The organism is Sphingopyxis sp. KK2, from assembly GCF_001990265.1.
GTDB lineage: Bacteria > Pseudomonadota > Alphaproteobacteria > Sphingomonadales > Sphingomonadaceae > Sphingopyxis.
This window is the reverse complement of the sequence record NZ_LYVN01000010.1, coordinates 25220-42803: the sequence shown is the minus strand read 5'-3', so window position 1 is coordinate 42803 and position 17584 is coordinate 25220. Positions and strand designations below refer to the sequence as shown.

Sequence of the window (17584 nt, the reverse complement as noted above, 5' to 3'; positions counted from 1 at the left end):
GTCTTCACCGGGAGTTACCCTGCGCCACGACTTCGATACCCGGGGCGCTTGATGTTCAATGACAGACGGGATGTCCATCGATCGCCGGACCTGCAACAAGGTTCGCATCAGCCGCCGGGAGCCACCATGTCGAAAGCCGTTGCCTCTGCCACCCTCGTCGCCCTGCTGAGCCTGTCGGGGGCCGCGCATGCGAAGGACCGGGTCGAGGCCGACCTGATCCTGACCAACGCGCGCGTCTATACGGTCGAGGAGAAGCAGCCCTGGGCCGAGGCGGTTGCGATTCTGGACGGCAAGATCGTTGCGGTCGGAACGGCGGCGAGCGTCAGCAAGCTGCGCGGGGCGGCGACGCGGACGGTCGATGTCGGCGGCAAGCTGGTGCTTCCGGCTTTCGGCGACGCGCATGTCCATCCGCTGTTCGGGGCCTTGAGCCGCACGCGCTGCCCGCTGCAGGACGGCAAGACGATCGCCGATTATCAGGCGTTGATCGCCAAATGCGTCGCGGCGGCACCCGGCGACGGGGCAGTCTATGGCATCGGGTGGAGCGACGCGCTGTTCCCGCCGAGCGGCATCCCGCGCAAGGAATTGCTCGATGCGGTGTCGACGACGCGGCCTTTGATCTTCGAATCGACCGGCGGGCACACCTATTGGCTCAATTCGAAGGCGCTCGAGGTCGCGAAGATCACGCGCGACACCAGCGACCCTGCCAACGGCACGATCGACCGCGACCCCGCGACGGGCGAGCCGGTCGGCAGCCTGCAGGAAGCCGCGATGGACCTGGTCAAGCATATGATCCCGCCGCCCTCGGCGACCGAGGTGCAGAATTCGATCCTCTACGTCGCCGATCATTTCAACAGCCTCGGCATCACCAGCTGGAACGACGCCGGGGTCGAATATGGCGCCGACGGCGGCAGCGCGATGGTCGATGCGTATAAGGCGGTGCTCGATGCGGGCAAGCTGACGAGCCATGTCGCGGTGTCGCTGAAGTGGAAGAACGAGGAGGGCATGGAGCAACTCCCCGGACTGCTGAAGGCCGCCGAGCGCGCCAATGCGCTGGGTATTTCGACGCACACGGTCAAATTCTATGTCGACGGGGTGATCCCGCAAAAGACCGCCTTCATGCTCGCGCCCTATGAGAATAGCGGCGACGAGCGCGGCACGCCGCAGATCGCGCCCGAGGTGCTGAAACAGGCGGTCACCGCTGTCGATGGCAAGGGCATGCACGCCTTCCTCCACGCGATCGGCGATGGCGGGGTGCATATCTCGCTCGACGCGATCGAGGCGGCGCGCACCGCGAATGGCGCCAAACCGACGCATCATATGATCACCCATATGAATGTCGTCGACCCCGGCGACCAGCCGCGCTTCGGCAAGCTCGCGACCTTTGCGCAGTTCCAGCCGACCTGGGCGTCGTGGTACGACTATATGGACCTGACCGTCGCCGCGATCGGCCCGAAGCGCGCCACCTATATCTACCCGGCGGGCAGCATCGTCCGCGCGGGTGGCAAGCTTGCCTATGGCGCCGACTGGCCGGTGGGCGGCGCGAATCCGCTGGAGGGTATCGAGGTCGCGATGACGCGGCGTACCGCGGGCGATCCGAACGCGAAACCGTTGCTGCCCGACGAAGGCGTCAGCCTGAAGGACGCGATCGCGAGCCACACGATCAACGTCGCCTATGTCAACGGCTTCGACGATGTCACGGGGTCGATCAAGGCGGGCAAGAGCGCCGACCTCGTCATCCTCGACAAGGATATCTTCAAGCTGCCGGTCTATGAGATTTCCAAGACCAAGGTGCTGGTCACCCTGTTCGAGGGCAAGCCGGTGTTCGGCGACTGGGACGCCGCGACCAAATAATCAGGGCCAGCGCATCACCGCGCGCATCGTCGCGGTGATCGAGCGGTGCGGCACGGTGACGTGCGTCTCGCCGTCGAGCAGCAGGAAGTCGCTGCGCAGCCCCGCTGCCGACAGCGGCGCGAGGCGCCCGGCTAGCGCGGCGCTGTCCTGCGCGATCGATCCGTCGCTCTCCAGTTCGCCCGCGATCAGCAGCAGACGCGTGCGGCGCGCCAGCTTGGCGTCCTTCCCGGCGCGGGTGCGCCAAGCGGCTTCTTCGGCGAGGATCGCCTGATCGTCCCACCAGATCGAGGGGCTCGCGGCGACGATCGTGTCGAAGGCGCCGGGATGCGAGTAGAAGAGGTGGAGCGCGAAAAGTCCGCCGAGCGAATGACCGTAGAGCGCCTGCCGCTGTGGATGCAGCTTGTAGCGTTTGGCGATCGCGGGCTTGAGTTCATCGAGCAGGAAGGCGCGAAAGGCGTCGCGGCCGCCCGAGAGATATTTGGCGTAAAGCTGTTTGAGCGCCGGGGTGACCAGCGGCCCGGTGAAATCTTCCATCCGGCGCGCGTCATAGACCTGCTCGCCGGGATGGCCGATGCCAACGACGATCATCTTGTCGAGGTCGCGCCCGCCGAAGCCCTGAATACGCCGCGCCTCGGCGAAGCCCGCGAACATCGCATTGCCGTCGAGGACATACAGAATCGGATAGCCGCCCTCGGGTGCCTCGCCTGCGGGGCGCGACACGAAGATGCGATAGGTCCGGCCCGTGGCCGATGTCATGTCCCACGCCTCGGTCTCGGGCATCGCATAGGGCGCTGGCGCTGTGGGTTCGGCGGCGAGCGTGGCCATGGGCGCGGTCAGGGCCAGCACGAAGCTTGCGGCGAGAAGCTTCAAGCCAATGCCTCCTGGCGGCGCAGGCGCAGCACGGTGAGATAGGCACCGGCGGCGAGGATCGTCGCGTCGAGCGCGGGTACCGTCGTCAGCGTCCAGCCCATCTGCATCGCGGGCAGGGTGATCGCGAGGCTGCCGATCCATACGCCTATGGCCTCCCAGCGCACCGCTACGGTCGCCACTTCGTCGCGATCGCGGAAGGTCATGAAGCCGTCGATCACGTAAATCGCGGCGATCGGGGGGATGATCAGGCCGAGCGCGATCAGGAAGGGGATGAAGCTGTTGATGATGCCGAGCAGCGCGAACAGGCAGCCGATCGCGCCGCCGATGACGATGATCCAGCCCTGTTTCAGGCGCGGGAAGGTCGCCGCCAGCGACAGACCCGCCGAATAGAGGTTGAGCGCGTTGATCGTCCACACCGAAAGGATCAGCATTGCGAGCGCGGGCAGGCCGAAGCCCAGCGCGACGACGAGCTTCATGATGTCGGTCTGGCCGGTGGTCAGCGCGATCAGCGCCGAAACCAGCATGATCAGTGGCGCGCAAAAGGGGAAGGAGAGCAGCATCGCCGACACCGCGCCGCGCTCGGTGCGAATGAAGCGCGACAGGTCGGGCATCGCCGCGACCGTGAGGAGATTGCCGCCGACGAGCGACGACAGCGCGATGCCAAAGCTCATCGGCACCGGCGGCGCGGCGACCGGACCCAGGTCGGGGGCGGGATTGTCGCCGAGCGCGACGACGCACACCGCGATCAGGATCACCCCGACGAAGGGAACCGCGACCATCGCCAGCCGGTCGAGGGTACGAAAACCCCAGATCGTCGACAGGGTGATGATGACGCTGCCGAGGATGACGAAGAGGTTGAAGTTCCCGGGGATGCCGTAGCCGTCCTGCGCGGCGGCGACCATCGCGTCGCCGAAGAAGGAGACATTGACCCCGAACCAGCAGAAATGGACGATCGCAATGACGATGTTGACCAGCGCCGCGCCCCACAGGCCGAAGGAGCGCTGGACGAGCATATAGGTGGTGAGCCGGGTGCGCACGCTGACGATCGCGGTCAGGCAGGCCCCCGCGCAGAGGATCAGCCCGGCGCCGAGCGCCGCGAGCACCGCCTGGTTCATGCCGAGCGCGAGCCCCGCCTGTGCGTTGTTGAGAAAGCCGGGGAGCGAGAAGGTGAAACTCGCGATGATCAGCGCAACGCGCCAGCCGGGGATGGTCAGCTCTTCGGGCAGGCGCCCGCTCGCATAATTCCCGCCCGCCTCTGCGCTCATGCCGTCTCCGTCTCGTTCAACGCTTCCACCGGGGCGAAGTCATAGCCCATACCGAAAGCACGCGGCCCGACAAAGGACAGCGCATGGTCGTCGCGCAAAATGTCGGGCGCGGCGGCCGCGATCACCTTGACCCGCTGGCCATATTTCAGTTTTTCTGTCGTGATCGTGTCGGCGGTGTCGCGGTCCATCACGGTGATGATATCGGGGACCATCGCGAGGACCTTGCCGTCGCGCGTCGCGACGAGATTCTCGTTCTGGAACTCGATCTCCATCCGGCCGCTGTCCGCGAAACCGTCGATCGTCACCGTGCCGACCGAAAAGCCGCCGCGCGTTTCGCGTTCGAGATCGACGATCTTGCCGTCGAACAGGGTCAGGCAATGCGGATAGAGGCCGGTCGCTTCGAGCGCCTTGCCCAGCGCCGCGAACGGGTCGGCGCCGCCGGCGCGAGCTTCGCGCACCGCGCGGCCCACGGCGATCGCCGCGCTGACGCTGCCCGGCACGGCATGCGCCTTCGCCTCAGCGCCGGTCAGCGGATATTCGACCATATGCGCGATGCCGCCGAGCGAGACCGCCAGCGCGCGTGCGATGCGTTCGTGCGTGAGATTATCCCCGGTCTCGATGACGCTCAGCGATCCGTCGGCGGCGGTGAGCACCGACGGGCAGGCCGAAATGCCGCGAATGTTGAAGATCGCCATCTGCGATTCGGGAAAGGCGCGGCCCATGCCGTCGCAGTCGATCACGGGGATGCCCAGCTCGGCCGCGGCGATGAAGGGCGCAAGGCCGTTGCCGCCGCCGATCTCGATCGGCAGCACCGCGTCGATCGGCTTGCCCATGATCTCCTCGAGCCGCCGGAGCCCCGACACCGCCTCCTTGCCGTTGGGCAATTTTTCGACCGACACCGTCGGCGCGCCGATCCAGCCGCAAGGGGCGAGCAGCGCATCGTCGGCCACATCGGCGAGCGAGACCAGCTCGAACCGTCCGCAGCGCGCGAGCGCCGCCTCGGCCAGCAGCAGGCTGTAATAAGGATCGCCGCCGCCGCCCGACCCCAGAAAGGCCGCGCCGCTCGCCAGGTCCGCCAGCACGGCGGCATCGTCAATGAACATGGCGCGCCTCCGTCCGCGGGGCGGCGGTCGCGCTGTCGGCATCGGCGAGGCTGCCGACCGCCTTCATGCGCAATTGCGCCGACCGGCCGGGCAGGTAGGAAAGAAACACTTCGTCCATGTCGACAATCTCTGCTGTTTCGCGCGTGGCTCCCGCCGCGACGACCCGCGCGAGGAGCGTTTCGCGCATTTCCTCGAGCGCGGCGGCGCGGGGTTCGGCGTCATAATCGATGATGCGGTCGGCCTGCGCCCCGACCTGGGCGATCGCGGCGCCGACGGCGTTGGCGACCGCGGCATGGTCGGGCCGCACGACATGCGCCGCCCCCTTCACATCGTCGTCGATCAGGAAATGGCCGCCGCCGACCGCGATGATCGTGACATCGCCCGACTGCGTCTTCATGCGGTCGATGCCGTCGGCGAGCATGTCGGCCATGCGGGTAAGGATCGCGGCGCTGAGCGACGGTGCGAGTGCCGGGATCAGTGCGGGATCGCCAAAGCTGGCCTTGCCCGCCGCGACCGCGACGTCGCTGGTCGTCAGCGTCGATCCGCCGAACAGGCAGGCATCCTCGGTCAGGCGGAAGCCCACCGAGTCGGGTCCGATGGTCACGCCGTCGTCGCTGTCGCCCAGATGGATGCGCGTGCCGCCGCCGAGGCCGATCGCGAGAATGTCGGGCATGCGCAAATTGGTCCGCACCCCGCCGATGTCGACCGCGATCGACGATTCACGCGGATAACCGCCGGCGAGCACGCCGATGTCGCAGGTCGTGCCGCCGACATCCATGACGATGCCGTTGTCGACCCCGGTCAGGAAGGCGGCGCCGCGCATGCTGTTCGTCGGCCCCGACCCGATCGTCAGCACCGGATAGCGCGCCGCCTCGGCCGCCGAGATCAGCGTCCCGTCATTCTGCGAGATATAGAGCGGGGCGGCGATGCCGAGCGTGGAAAGCGCGCGTTCGAGCGAGGCCATGACATGTTGCGCCAAGGTCGCGAGCGCGGCGTTCAGGATGGTGCCATTCTCGCGCTCGATCAGCCCGAGCCGGCCGACATTGTGCGAAAGGCTGGCCTGCGCATCGGGATGCGCGTCGGCGATGATCGCCGCCGCCCATTCCTCCATCGCGGCGTTGATCGGGGCAAAGGCGCAGCTGACCGCGATGCTGGTGATGCCCTGTTCGCGGCAGTCGCGCGCTGCTGCGCGCACCGCGGCTTCGTCGAGCGCCGAAATCTCGCGCCCGTCGACTTCATAGCCGCCGGGCAGCAGGAAGGTCGCGCCCGCGATCCGGTCGACGAGCGCCGGGGGCCAACCGGTCATCGGGGGCAGGGCTTCGCCCGAGGGACTCGCGAGCCGGATGATGCCAACGCGGTCGAGCCGGTCGCGCTCGACGAGCGCGTTGGTGAAATGCGTGGTGCCGATCATGACGGCAGAGACATTGGTGGCGGATACGCCAGCCTGCGACAGGATCGCCCCGATCGCGGCGGTGACGCCCGAACTGACGTCGGCGCTGGTCGGCTGCTTGGTCGAGGCGACCACGCGGCCCCCGGCAATCAGCACCGCATCGGTGTTGGTTCCTCCGACGTCGACACCGATGCGCACTCAATCATCCTCCCGCAGCCTCTTGCCTGCCGATTACACTGGGGGGATGGGGCAGGCGCAACGCGTAAAACGGGTGCCGGGGACCGTGAACGGGTAATGGCTTTGAAGAAGACGGGTAAGGCTTTTCAGGCGGTTGTCAGGGCTGTCATCGATCCGTAACCTCCCTGACCGGAAACCGACTGCCACGCGTAAGAGGTTGAGCCATGCAGGACCTGATTGCCGCCAAGTTCGATCCGCCCCTGTGGATGGGCGACCAGATCCGCCGGGAGGTGCTGCTCGGCCAGCTACAGGGTGTGCTCAGCCACCGCCTGACACTCGTCCATGCGCCCGCAGGCTATGGCAAGACCAGCCTGCTCGCGCAGTGGCGCGATACGCTGGGCGCCGAGACGGCGCGCGTCGCTTGGCTGACGCTCGAGCGCGATGATCGCGATCTCAAGCGCTTCGTCAATTATCTGCTGCTGGCGCTGCGCCGCGACCAGGCGGATGGCGAAGCGAAGGCGACGAGCGACCTGCCGCCGCGCGCGGCGCTGTCGGCGATGATCAACGAGATCGGCGAAAGCCAGGCGCCGGTGGTGCTGATCCTCGACGACCTGCACCATGCCTTCAGCGAGGCGGTCGGCCAGTTCCTCGAAACGCTGGTACGGCTCGCACCGCCCAATTGCCATTTTCTGTTCGCGTCGCGCGATTATCCATGGGTCGGCCAGTCGATCCTCGCCGCCGAGGAACAATTGCTCGAAATCGGCCCGGCGGAGTTGCGTTTTTCGGCGCAGGAAACCGAATGCCTGCTGACGCGTACCGACCGGCCGCTCGAAACGCTCGATATCGACACGCTGCTCGACCGCACCGAGGGCTGGCCGATTGCGGTCCAGCTTGCCTCGCTGTCGATCAAGCGCGGCATGGAGGCCGAGCGCGTCATCGACGAATATTGCGGCACCAGCAGCGACCTTGCACGCTATCTGTCCGAACAGGTGCTGATGACGCTGCCGCAGGAGACGCGCGACATCGTCGCGCGTACCGCGCTCGTCGACCGGCTGACCGGCGAGATGGTCGACCTGCTCTGCGACCGGCAGGACGGCTGGATGGTGCTGGAACGGCTCGAACAGCAGGGCGTGTTCCTCACCCCCGTCAGCTGGGAACGCCGCGAATATCGCTATCACCAGCTGTTCGCCGAATATCTGCGCGACCGCTTCGAACGCTCCGACCGCGTCCAGTTCGCCGCGCTCCAGCGCCGCATCGCGAGCTGGCTCGCCGAACGCGGGCAGACCGCCGAGGCGCTCGATCATGCGATATTGTCGGGGGACGACCTGCTCGTCGCGTCGATCCTTGAGGAGGCGGGTGGCTGGCGCCTGATCCCGCAAGGCCTGCAGGGCGTGGTCGAGCGCGGCCTCGCCAAGCTGCCGATCGCGCTGATCCGCGGACGACCGCGGCTCGCGCTGGCGCAGGTCTATCTGCAGATCAAGCTCGGCGAACTCGGATCGGCGCGCGCCGAATATGACCTCTTTCTTTCAGAGGTCGAGGGCGCCGACCTGTCGGTCGATCTCAAGACCGAGGTGCGCGTCGTCGGCGACACGCTGACCGATTATGAGAACCAGCCGGTGACCTTCGACGATCTGCTGGCGCGCGAGGCGCTGCTCCGCAAGCTGCCCGCGAACGACCATCTGGTCCTCGCCAACATCAGCGAGACTTTGGGCGCCAAATATCTGGAGGGCGGCTGGCTCGAACGCGCGTTGCAGCCGACGCTGGCCTCGCGCGATCATTATCTCGCGATCGGCTCGCTCTACAGCGACCTGTTTACCCGCTTCCTCGAAGCGCGGATCAAGCGCGCGCAGGGGCGGTCGAAGGATGCCGAGGCGATCCTGCACGCCGCCTGCGCCAATATCACCGACACCTATGGCGATCGATCCGACCTTGCGGCCAATTGTGCTGCGTTCCGCGCCGAGCTGTTGTTCGAACAGGATATGGTGGCCGAGGCGCGCGAGCTTCTTGCCTGGGCGCTGCCGCATATGGAACAGTCTGATGGCTGGGTCGATGTCTATGCCGCGGCTTATTTCACCGAAGCACGCGCGCTCGCGGGCGAAGGGGCGTTCGAGGAAGCGTGCGACGTGATCGCGCGCGCGCGCCGGGTCGCGGCGCGGCGGCGGCTGCGCCAGCTCGAAATGCTCGCCGATATTTGCAGCATCGAGCTTCAGATTTCGCAGGGCGCGCCGACGCATGCGGTGCTCGCGGCCGCGGCGGTGGTCGGGCTCGATCCGATGGCCGACATGATGCACGAGGAGTCGCCCGCCTATCGCCCGGTCGCGGTCGCCGCGAGCCTGTGCCGGACGCGGCTGCGGCTGTTGATCGGCGAGTATGAACTGGCCCTCGAAGAGTTGCAGAAGCTGCGCGACTGGGCCGAACAGCATGGCGCGGGCCGGCTGCTGATCGACGTCAATATCCTCGCCGCCGCGGGCCTGCGGATGCGCGGCGATACCGCCGCGTCGCGCGCCTGCTTCGACGAAGCAGTCGGCATCGCGATGTTCCAGAACATCGTGCGTCCCTTCGTTGAGGCGCGGCATTTCGTGCAGGCGTGCCTCGACGACGCGCTCGACGCCGATACGCAGGTCGACCGGTTCCGCGCCCAGTTCATGAAATCGCTCGTGAAATCGCTCGCCGTCTATCGCAACAATGTCACGGTGCTCGGCATGTTCAGCGAGGCCGAGGCCGAGGTGCTGCTCTATCTGAGCCAAGGCCATTCGAACAAGGAAATCGCTCGGCTGATCGGCATGTCGCCCGACACCGTGAAATATCGGCTGAAGTCGGTGTTCCGCAAGATCGGGGTCAGCAAGCGCCGCGACGCAGTGCGCATTTCCGCCGAAAGAGGCCTGATCCCCGCCGGGATGCCATAGCCACACCCCGCATCGCGATGACCATGGTCGCCCATGTCGGGCGGGCGGTTACCCGTTCGCCCGCTTGACTTATATTTCTATATGGGGACATTTATGTCCAATATCAGAAACTATGTAGGTGAGAGTGATGGGTGAGTTCCGGTTCGATCGCTTGTTCATCGGTGGCGAGTGGGTCCAGCCGATCGATGGCGGGGTGCGTCCCAGCATCGATCCCTCGACGGGCGAGCCTTGGGGAGACGTCGCTTATGGCGGCCGTGCCGACATCGACCGGGCGGTCGCAGCGGCGAAGGCCGCGTTCGAGGGCCCCTGGCGCAAGATGCCGCCGTGGGAACGCGCTGCGCTGCTGCGCAAATTCGCCGATCTTTACGCTACTTACGTGGATGCGCTGGCCGAAGTCGAGACGCGCGACAATGGCCGCGCGGTGCGCGAATCGCGCGGCGATATCGGGCTGCACGCACAATATTATCACTGGTTCGCCTCGCTCGCCGACAAGCTCGGCGGGCGGACGATCCCGATGGACGACAGTGTCCATGCCTTCACCACGCGCCACCCGGTTGGGGTCGTCGGCGCGATCACGCCGTGGAATGTGCCGATGATGGCGGCGGCGTGGAAACTCGGCCCGGCGCTCGCGGCGGGTTGCACCGTGGTGCTGAAGCCTGCCGAGCAGACCCCGGCGTCGTCGCTGGCGCTCGCGCATCTGTTCGAGGAAGCAGGCTTTCCGCCGGGGGTGGTCAATGTCGTGCCCGGCGACGGGCCGGTTGCGGGGGCGGCGCTCGTCGAACATCCCGACTTGGCCAAGATCAGCTTCACCGGCGAGGGCGCGACCGCCAAGACGATCCTGAAGGCGGGGGCCGACACGCTGACGCGCTGCACCTTCGAACTCGGCGGCAAGGCGCCGCACATCATCTTCGCCGATGCCGATATCGAGAATGCGCTCAACGCCGCGACCGGATCGGCCTGGGCGCTGTGCGGGCAGAGCTGCGCGCTCGGCAGCCGCGTGCTCGTCGAGCGCTCGATCTACGACCGGGTCGTCGATGCGTTTCGCGAACGCGCCGGGCGGGTGCGCGTCGGCATGCCGCTCGACCCCGCGACGCATATGGGGCCGCAGGCGCACCAGCAGCAGCTCGACAAGACGCTCTCCTATGTCGCGATCGGGCAGGGCGAGGGCGCCGAACTCGTCACCGGTGGCCGCCGCATCGAGCGCGAAGGAATGGCGGGCGGCTATTTCGTCGAACCCACCGTGTTCGCCGGCGTGTCGGGCGGCATGCGCATCGCGCAGGAAGAAATCTTCGGCCCGGTCGCCGCGCTGATCCCCTTCGACGACGAAGAGGAGGCGATCGGAATCGCCAATTCGACGCCTTACGGGCTCGCTGCCGGGCTGTGGTCGGGCGACACCGGGCGTGCGCACCGCGTCGCGGCGCGGATCGAGGCGGGCATGGTGTGGGTGAACACCTATCGCTACATCCGCTGGTCGACCCCCTATGGCGGGGTCAAGGCCAGCGGCTGGGGCCGCGAGAACGGCATCGAAGGGCTCGACCCCTTCCTCGAAACCAAAACCACCATCGTATCGACGACGGGGCGGTTCCCCGACCCCTTCGCATCCTGAGGAGAAGATAACATGCGTCTGCAAGGCAAGCTTGCCGCCGTCACCGCCGCCGCATCGGGCATGGGCCGCGCGGGCGTCGAACGCTTCGTGCGCGAAGGCGCGCGCGTCGCCGCGATCGACATCAGTGCCGGGGCGCTCGACGCGCTGGTCGCCGATTTCGGTGCCGACAAGGTTGTTCCGATCGTCGCCGATCTGCTCGATCCCGACGGCGCAAAGGACAGCATCGATCAGGCGGCTGCAGCGCTCGGCGGGCTCGACATCCTCTGGGCGCATGCCGGCATGCCCGGTCCCGCCTCGGTCGAGGATCTCGACCTTGCCGCCTATGACAAGGCGATCGCGCTCAATGTCACGTCGGCCGCCTTGGGGGCGGGCAAGGCCGCGCCGCATATGCGGCAACGCGGCGGCGGGTCGATCCTGTTCACGGCATCGGTCTCGGGGCTCGTCGGATCGATGATGAGCCCGATCTATTCGGCCGCGAAATGGGGCGTCGTCGGGCTGACCAAGAGCCTCGCGCTCGCGCTCGCGGCGGACAAGATCCGCGTCAATGTCGTATGTCCCGGCCTTGCCGACACGCCGATGAAAATCGGCTTCACCGGACGCAGCGGCGACCCCGCCGAAGCCGCGGCGAACGAGGCGAAGCTGATGGCGAATGTCCCGATGGGACGGCTCGTTCAGGCGGGAGAGGTCGCCGACGCCGCGCTGTGGCTGGTGTCGGACGAGGCGGCCTTCGTCACCGGCGTGGCGCTGCCCGTCGATGGCGGCTTTACGGCGCGCTGACGGTGAGCGCGCACCCGGAAATGCTGACGGCTTTTCCGGACGCGCCGCTTCGGCCATATGGGATGTCACGAAGCATAGCAGGCGAACCAGACCATGATCGTGCGGCAGGCCGCGAACGTCCTCGAAATCCTAGAATATTTCGCCAAGCGGCTGCGTCCGGCCACCGCCGCCGAAATCGCCGAGGACCTCGGCTGGCCGCGGTCGAGCACCTTCAAGATCGTCGCGACGCTGGCGTCGAAGGGCTATCTCTACGAACCGCGCGGGCGCGGCGGCTATTACCCCAGCCCGCGCTGGCTGGTGCTCGCCGAGGCGGTGGCGCAGGCCGAGCCCTTGCCCGACAAATATCATCGCCTCGCGCGCGACCTTATGGCGGCGACGGGCGAGACGGTGGCGATCGCGGCGCCCGCCGGCATCCACGCGACCTTTGTCGACGTCGTCGAATCGCTGCAGCCGGTGCGCTATTTTGCGACCGTCGGCGACCGGGTGCCGATCCATGCGACCTCGGCGGGGCGCGCGCTGCTCGTGCAGATGCCCAAGGTCGAGCGCGAGCGGCTGTACAAAAAGATCGATTTCGTCCGCTATTCGCGGACGACGCCCACCAATGCCAAGGCGGTCGAGGCGCGGCTGGACGAAGCCGAGGAACTGGGCTGGCACCAGAGCAACACCGAATATACCCCCGATCTGGCGGGTGTGGCGCTGCCACTTCCCGGCAACGACCGGCTGCTGTCGGTGGTGGTGGTCGGCCCGGTGTCGCGCTGCCTCGAGCGGCGACCCGAAATGGCGGCGATCGCCGCCAAGCATCTCGCCAAGCTGAAATAACGCATCATCCGGAACGAGAATGGACCGGAGCGCCCACAGGGGACGCCGCCGGCGGGAGAGTCACATCATGAGCCAGGACCCAAGGGCGGTGATCGCCGCCGCGCCGATGCGCACGCTCCAGATCGTCGTCGTCGCCTTGTGTATCGCGCTCAACGCGCTCGACGGTTTCGACGTACTCGCGATCAGCTTCGCCGCGCCCGGCATCGCCGAGGAATGGGGTGTCGACAAGGCGACGCTGGGCATCGTGCTGTCGATGGAATTGCTCGGCATGGCGGCGGGGTCGGTACTGATCGGCAATGTCGCCGACCGCGTCGGCCGCCGCCCGACGATCCTCGCCTGCCTGATCGTGATGGCGATCGGCATGTATGCGGCGATGCATGCCGAGGGGGTGACCAGCCTGTCGGTGGTGCGCTTCCTGACCGGCATCGGCATCGGGGGCATGCTGTCGTCGACGAGCGCGATGGTCGCCGAATTTTCCAACGACAAGAGGCGCGGGCTGAACGTCGCGCTCAACATCGCGGGCTATTCGACCGGGGCGATCCTCGGCGGGTTGCTGGCGTCGCGTCTGCTCGCCGAAACGGGCGACTGGCGATCGGTGTTCATGCTCGGCGCGATCGCGTCGGCGGCGATGATCCCGCTCGCCTTTTTCTTCCTGCCCGAATCGATCGAGTCGCTGATCGCACGGCGTCCGGCGGGCGCGCTGGAGCGGGTGAACCACACGCTGGCGCGCATTGGCCACGCACCGGCCGAGGCGCTGCCGCCGGTCCCCGCCGAGGTGCTGAAACCGTCGATCACCTCGCTCTTCGGCCCCGGCTTCGCGCGCATCACGATCCTGCTGACGATCGCCTATTTCGCGCAGATCCTCTTCTTCTATTATATCCAGAAATGGGTGCCCAAGATCGTCGTCGACATGGGTTTCGACGCGGCGCAGGCGGGCCGGGTGCTCGTCGCCGCCAATGTCGGCAATCTCGCGGGCGCGGTGCTCATCGGGCTCGCGAGCCAGCGCTTCAACCTCCGTCCCCTGGTGGCGGGAGCGATGCTTGCGGGGTTCGTCGCGATCGCGCTGTTCGGCGTCGCGGGGGCCGACCTCACGCGGCTGTCGATCACGGTCGCGATCGCTGCCTTCTTCATCAACGCCGGGGTTGTCGGCATGTATCCGCTGCTGGCGCAGGCCTATCCCGCTGCGCTCCGCGCGAGCGGCACGGGCTTCGTCATCGGCATCGGGCGCGGCGGCTCGGCGCTGGGTCCGGTGGTCGCGGGCGCGCTGTTCGCGAGCGGCGGCAGCCTGCTCCTCGTCTCGCTGGTGATGGGGCTCGGCGGCCTGCTCGCCGCGGCGATGATCCTGTTGCTGCCGCGCGAGACTTCGGCGAACAACGGTTAAGGGCAAGGGGCCAAGGGTCAATTTGGGGGGTATATGGCTGATTGGATCAAAAGCGGCGCGGGGCGCGGTATCGTCATCGGGCTGGTCCTGCTCGCGCTTTGGACGCTGCGCCCGATCGGCGTCGAGGCGCCTTCGTCGGTCGAAACCCCCTTCGACACCGACCGCGCGGTGGCGCGGCTCGCGACGATCCTCGGCGACGAGCGCCCGCACCCGACCGACAGCGACGCGAACGACGCGGTCGAAGCACGGCTGCTCGCCGAGATCCGCAAGGCCGGCTTCACGCCGCAGGTCGACGAACGCTTCCACTGCAACGACCTTCGCGAAGGCGCCGCCATCTGCTCGCGGCCGCGCAACATCGCCTTCTGGGTCACCCCGCCAGGGGACGATGCGCTGATGATCCTGTCGCACCATGATTCGGTGGCGGCGGGGCCGGGCGCGGCGGACGACGGCCTCGGCATGGCGGTGGCGCTTGAAATCGCGGCCCAGCTCAAGGGCAGGACGCTGGCGCGCCCGGTGCTCGTCGTCATCACCGATGCCGAGGAAGCGGGCCTGATCGGCGCTGCCGCCTTCGCTGCGCATGATCCGCTCGCGAAGCGCGTTGGCGCGGTGATCAACATGGAGGCGCGCGGCACCACCGGCGGCGCCAACATGTTCCAGACGAGCACCCCCAATGCGCGCGACGCCGCCGCGATCGGCCGGCCGCTGCCGTCGGCCAATTCGCTCTCGACCGATTTCTACGAACTGCTGCCCAACGACACCGATCTGACGATGCTGCTGCCGTTGAAGGTCGACGCGGGCAATTATTCGATCATCGGCAGCGGCAAGCGCTATCACACGCCGCTCGACAATCTGGCGCATCTCGATCGCAATTCGGTGCGCCATATGGGCGCGACGACCTTGTCGGCGGTCGAGCGCTTCGCGGCGCAAAAGAAGGCAGGCGCCGAAGGGCAGCGCGTCTACACCGACGTGGGGCGGCAATTTCTGCTCGAACTGCCCCAGATCGCGGCCGCGGTCGTCGTCGGGCTGGGGCTGGCCGCGGCAGGCCTCCTCTATTGGCGCGGCGGCACCGCGCGCCGCATCCGCAGCGCCTTCATCCCGCTGCTCGCGATCGTGGTCGGCACCGGCCTCGCGATCGGCGCCGCAATGCTCGTCGGGGCGCTGCGGCCCGAGGCGGATTTCGGCACCGCCTGGCCCGTCGTTTTTCGTGTGCTCTATGCCGCCGCGGCGCTCACCGGCGCATCGGCGATTCTCGCCTTGTCGCGCGAGGACAATGCGGCGCGCGGGACCGCGGCGGCCTGGGGCTGGCTCGCGATCCTCATCCTTGCCGCTTTCGCCTTCGTGCCGGGGCTGACGATCCTCGCGGCCTGGTCGATGCCCTTCGTCATCGCGGCCGCGGTCGCCGCGCTCGTTCCGGCCGGGCGGCGCGCGGTGCCATGGCTGCTCGTCGCCGCGGCGGTCGTCTACCTGCTCGTCGCGCTGCCGCTCGGCGGCGGACTCGAGGAGGGGCTGTTCATCGAACAGGCGGCGCTCGCGACCTTCCTGCTCGTGCTGATGTATCTCTTCTTCCTGCCCGGCGCCGGACGCGCGACGCGCGCGACCCCGGCGGTTTTTGCGGTGGTCATGCTCGGTGCCTTCGTCGCCGCGCTGATGGTTCCCGCCTATGGCCCCGGTGCGCCGCGCCACCTGACCATCGTCCATGAGGATGATGCCGGAAAGGCGGCGTTCCTGATCGACGACAATGGCCCGGTGCCGCCCGCCATCGCCGCACAGGCGAAATTCGCCGACCAGCCCGACGACAAGGGCTATTGGCGCGCGCCGGCACCCAAGCTGGCCGATGACGGCAGCGTCGAAATCCTGTCCGACACGGTCACGGGCATTCGCCGCACCATCCGCCTGGCACTGGTGGCCCCGTCGTCCGACCGGCAGGAGCTGCTGATCGAGGATGGCAAGGCGATGCGGAACATCCGCGTCAACGGCACGCGTCCGGCGATCAGGGGAGAGCCCGTCTATATCGGCTGCACCGGGCGCACCTGCCGCCGCCTCGAGGTCGAGTTCGACCTCGCGGTGAAGGGCGAGCTGCCCGAAATCAGCTGGCGGCGCACGCGCTATGGGGCGGGGGAGGCCGGTGCGAAGCTGGTCGCGAAGCGCCCGGCGACCGCGCAGCCGGTGCATACCGGCGACCGGCAGGTGTGGATCCGGCCGCTGCGCCTGCCGGCGGCGCCCGCAGGCTAAACCGAGCGGTCGATATAGGTCAGGAAGATTTTCAGATTGTCGGCGGGATGGTCGTTGGCGATGCCCCGCCAGCTGTCGAGCGGCGCAAAGACATGGTCGCCGGCGGTGACCGGAAATCTTTCCTTATCGATCGTCATCACGCCGCTGCCTTCGACGATATAATAATATTCCTCATAGGGGCCGAGCGCCGGGTCGCTGAGATTGTGGAGGTGCACGCCCTCGCTCGCGCCGGGCGGGATGTCATAGATCATGAAATTGGCGGGCGCGGCGGCGCCATCGAAATCGAACAGCCGGACGCCGAGTTCGCCGAGGCCTTCGTGGACCGCCTTGAACTTGTTGAACCCCTCGGTCGCGCGCTCGACCATGAAGCGCGACGGACGGGCCTTGGACGCGGTGGCGGGAGCGGCCATCGCGACGGGGCCGGCCATCGATCCGACCGCGGCGGCGGCGAGGAGGTTGCGGCGGCTGATATCGTCCATCGGAAGAGCCTTGCTGAAAGCATGAGCGCAGAAATTGCCAGCCAAGACTAATCGCGCGCGGCCGGCCAAGGAAGCGGGACCATGGGGTAAGCGGGCCATCGATGGGTAATCTGGCGTGTCGGGACGAACGCATCTTACCCATCTCCCGATCGGTTACCCGCATCGCCGCTTGTCGCCCAAGCGGCCGCGATGCACGCTGCCTTCTCTATCACGAGGGGACTATCCGATGCTGCGCAGCCTGACTTTCGCCCTGTTGGCTCTCGGCCTGACCGCACCTGCCGCGGCCAAGGAAGCGGCCGATCCCGCTGCCGTCGAAATGACGACGCCGGTCTTCGAAATGTTCCGGCTCGTTCCCGGCAAGACCGAGGAATTCATCCGCGACATGGAGAAATGGGACAAGGTCAGCGCCGCCGGTGGCCAGCCGCCGACGCAATTGTTCCTGCATGCCGGCGGCGAGGGCTGGGACGTGCTGCTCTACAAGCCTGCGCGCCCGAAACCGACGCCCGCGCAGGAAGCGGCGATGGCGGCCAAGGCCAAGGAAATGGGGCTGCCGTCCGGGCTGCTCTATTTCGTCGATATACGCGAGAAGATGGCCGACCATGTCCATTTCGAAGGCACCGGCCCGCTGACCGCCGAAAAATGGGTGGCGCAGATCGAGAGCGAGCGCGCGGCCAAGATGCGCGGTCAATAGCTGGTCCCTTCCGGCCGGCGAAGCTGGCCGTTGTCGC

At 67.4% G+C, this 17584-nt stretch carries 13 protein-coding genes; 8 read left to right on the top strand and 5 right to left on the bottom strand.

The window, feature by feature from the left end; genetic code table 11:
- Positions 1–126: 126 nt before the first annotated feature.
- On the top strand, positions 127–1851 hold the full coding sequence (locus B1A78_RS03045; RefSeq protein ID WP_179101961.1) for an amidohydrolase: 1725 nt from the start codon (positions 127–129) through the stop codon (positions 1849–1851).
- On the opposite strand, the gene B1A78_RS03040 is transcribed toward B1A78_RS03045, so the two are convergent.
- The 4 genes from B1A78_RS03040 to B1A78_RS03025 are packed head-to-tail and all read right to left on the bottom strand — an operon-like array spanning position 1852 to position 6677.
- Entirely contained in the window at positions 1852–2721 is an 870-nt protein-coding gene (locus B1A78_RS03040) for an alpha/beta hydrolase (RefSeq protein WP_083733773.1), read from the bottom strand.
- Positions 2718–3986 (bottom strand): cytosine permease, encoded by a 1269-nt coding sequence (locus tag B1A78_RS03035; RefSeq protein WP_077145535.1) that lies wholly within the window; start codon positions 3984–3986, stop codon positions 2718–2720. The genes B1A78_RS03040 and B1A78_RS03035 overlap by 4 nt, the downstream gene beginning before the upstream one ends.
- Positions 3983–5089: a DUF917 domain-containing protein gene (locus B1A78_RS03030; protein ID WP_077145534.1), complete on the bottom strand. Its 1107-nt coding sequence runs from the start codon at positions 5087–5089 to the stop codon at positions 3983–3985. The genes B1A78_RS03035 and B1A78_RS03030 overlap by 4 nt, the downstream gene beginning before the upstream one ends.
- Positions 5079–6677: a hydantoinase/oxoprolinase N-terminal domain-containing protein gene (locus tag B1A78_RS03025; protein WP_077145533.1), complete on the bottom strand. Its 1599-nt coding sequence runs from the start codon at positions 6675–6677 to the stop codon at positions 5079–5081. Before B1A78_RS03025 ends, B1A78_RS03030 begins: the two co-directional genes overlap by 11 nt.
- Before the next feature lie 203 nt (positions 6678–6880).
- Here B1A78_RS03025 and B1A78_RS03020 point away from each other — a divergent pair, with 203 nt between their 5' ends.
- From B1A78_RS03020 to B1A78_RS02995, 6 genes are all read left to right on the top strand, one after another.
- A complete protein-coding gene (locus tag B1A78_RS03020; protein ID WP_077145532.1) occupies positions 6881–9562 on the top strand; it encodes a LuxR C-terminal-related transcriptional regulator in 2682 nt (893 codons plus the stop codon).
- 127 nt (positions 9563–9689) lie between these two features.
- On the top strand, positions 9690–11168 hold the full coding sequence (locus B1A78_RS03015) for an aldehyde dehydrogenase (protein ID WP_077145531.1): 1479 nt from the start codon (positions 9690–9692) through the stop codon (positions 11166–11168).
- A gap of 12 nt (positions 11169–11180) precedes the next feature.
- Positions 11181–11945: an SDR family NAD(P)-dependent oxidoreductase gene (locus tag B1A78_RS03010; protein ID WP_077145530.1), complete on the top strand. Its 765-nt coding sequence runs from the start codon at positions 11181–11183 to the stop codon at positions 11943–11945.
- A 93-nt stretch (positions 11946–12038) separates the two neighbouring features.
- Positions 12039–12764, top strand: coding sequence for an IclR family transcriptional regulator (locus tag B1A78_RS03005; RefSeq protein ID WP_077145529.1), 726 nt, complete (start codon positions 12039–12041; stop codon positions 12762–12764).
- 67 nt (positions 12765–12831) lie between these two features.
- A complete protein-coding gene (locus tag B1A78_RS03000) occupies positions 12832–14145 on the top strand; it encodes an MFS transporter (RefSeq protein WP_077145528.1) in 1314 nt (437 codons plus the stop codon).
- 33 nt (positions 14146–14178) lie between these two features.
- Positions 14179–16377, top strand: coding sequence for a M20/M25/M40 family metallo-hydrolase (locus B1A78_RS02995; RefSeq protein WP_077145527.1), 2199 nt, complete (start codon positions 14179–14181; stop codon positions 16375–16377).
- Here B1A78_RS02995 and B1A78_RS22180 read toward each other — a convergent pair.
- On the bottom strand, positions 16374–16856 hold the full coding sequence (locus tag B1A78_RS22180) for a cupin domain-containing protein (RefSeq protein ID WP_077145526.1): 483 nt from the start codon (positions 16854–16856) through the stop codon (positions 16374–16376). The two genes, B1A78_RS02995 and B1A78_RS22180, sit on opposite strands and share 4 nt — an antisense overlap.
- A gap of 226 nt (positions 16857–17082) precedes the next feature.
- Between B1A78_RS22180 and B1A78_RS02985 the strand changes: the two genes are divergently transcribed.
- Positions 17083–17547: a hypothetical protein gene (locus tag B1A78_RS02985; RefSeq protein WP_077145525.1), complete on the top strand. Its 465-nt coding sequence runs from the start codon at positions 17083–17085 to the stop codon at positions 17545–17547.
- Positions 17548–17584 lie beyond the last annotated feature (37 nt).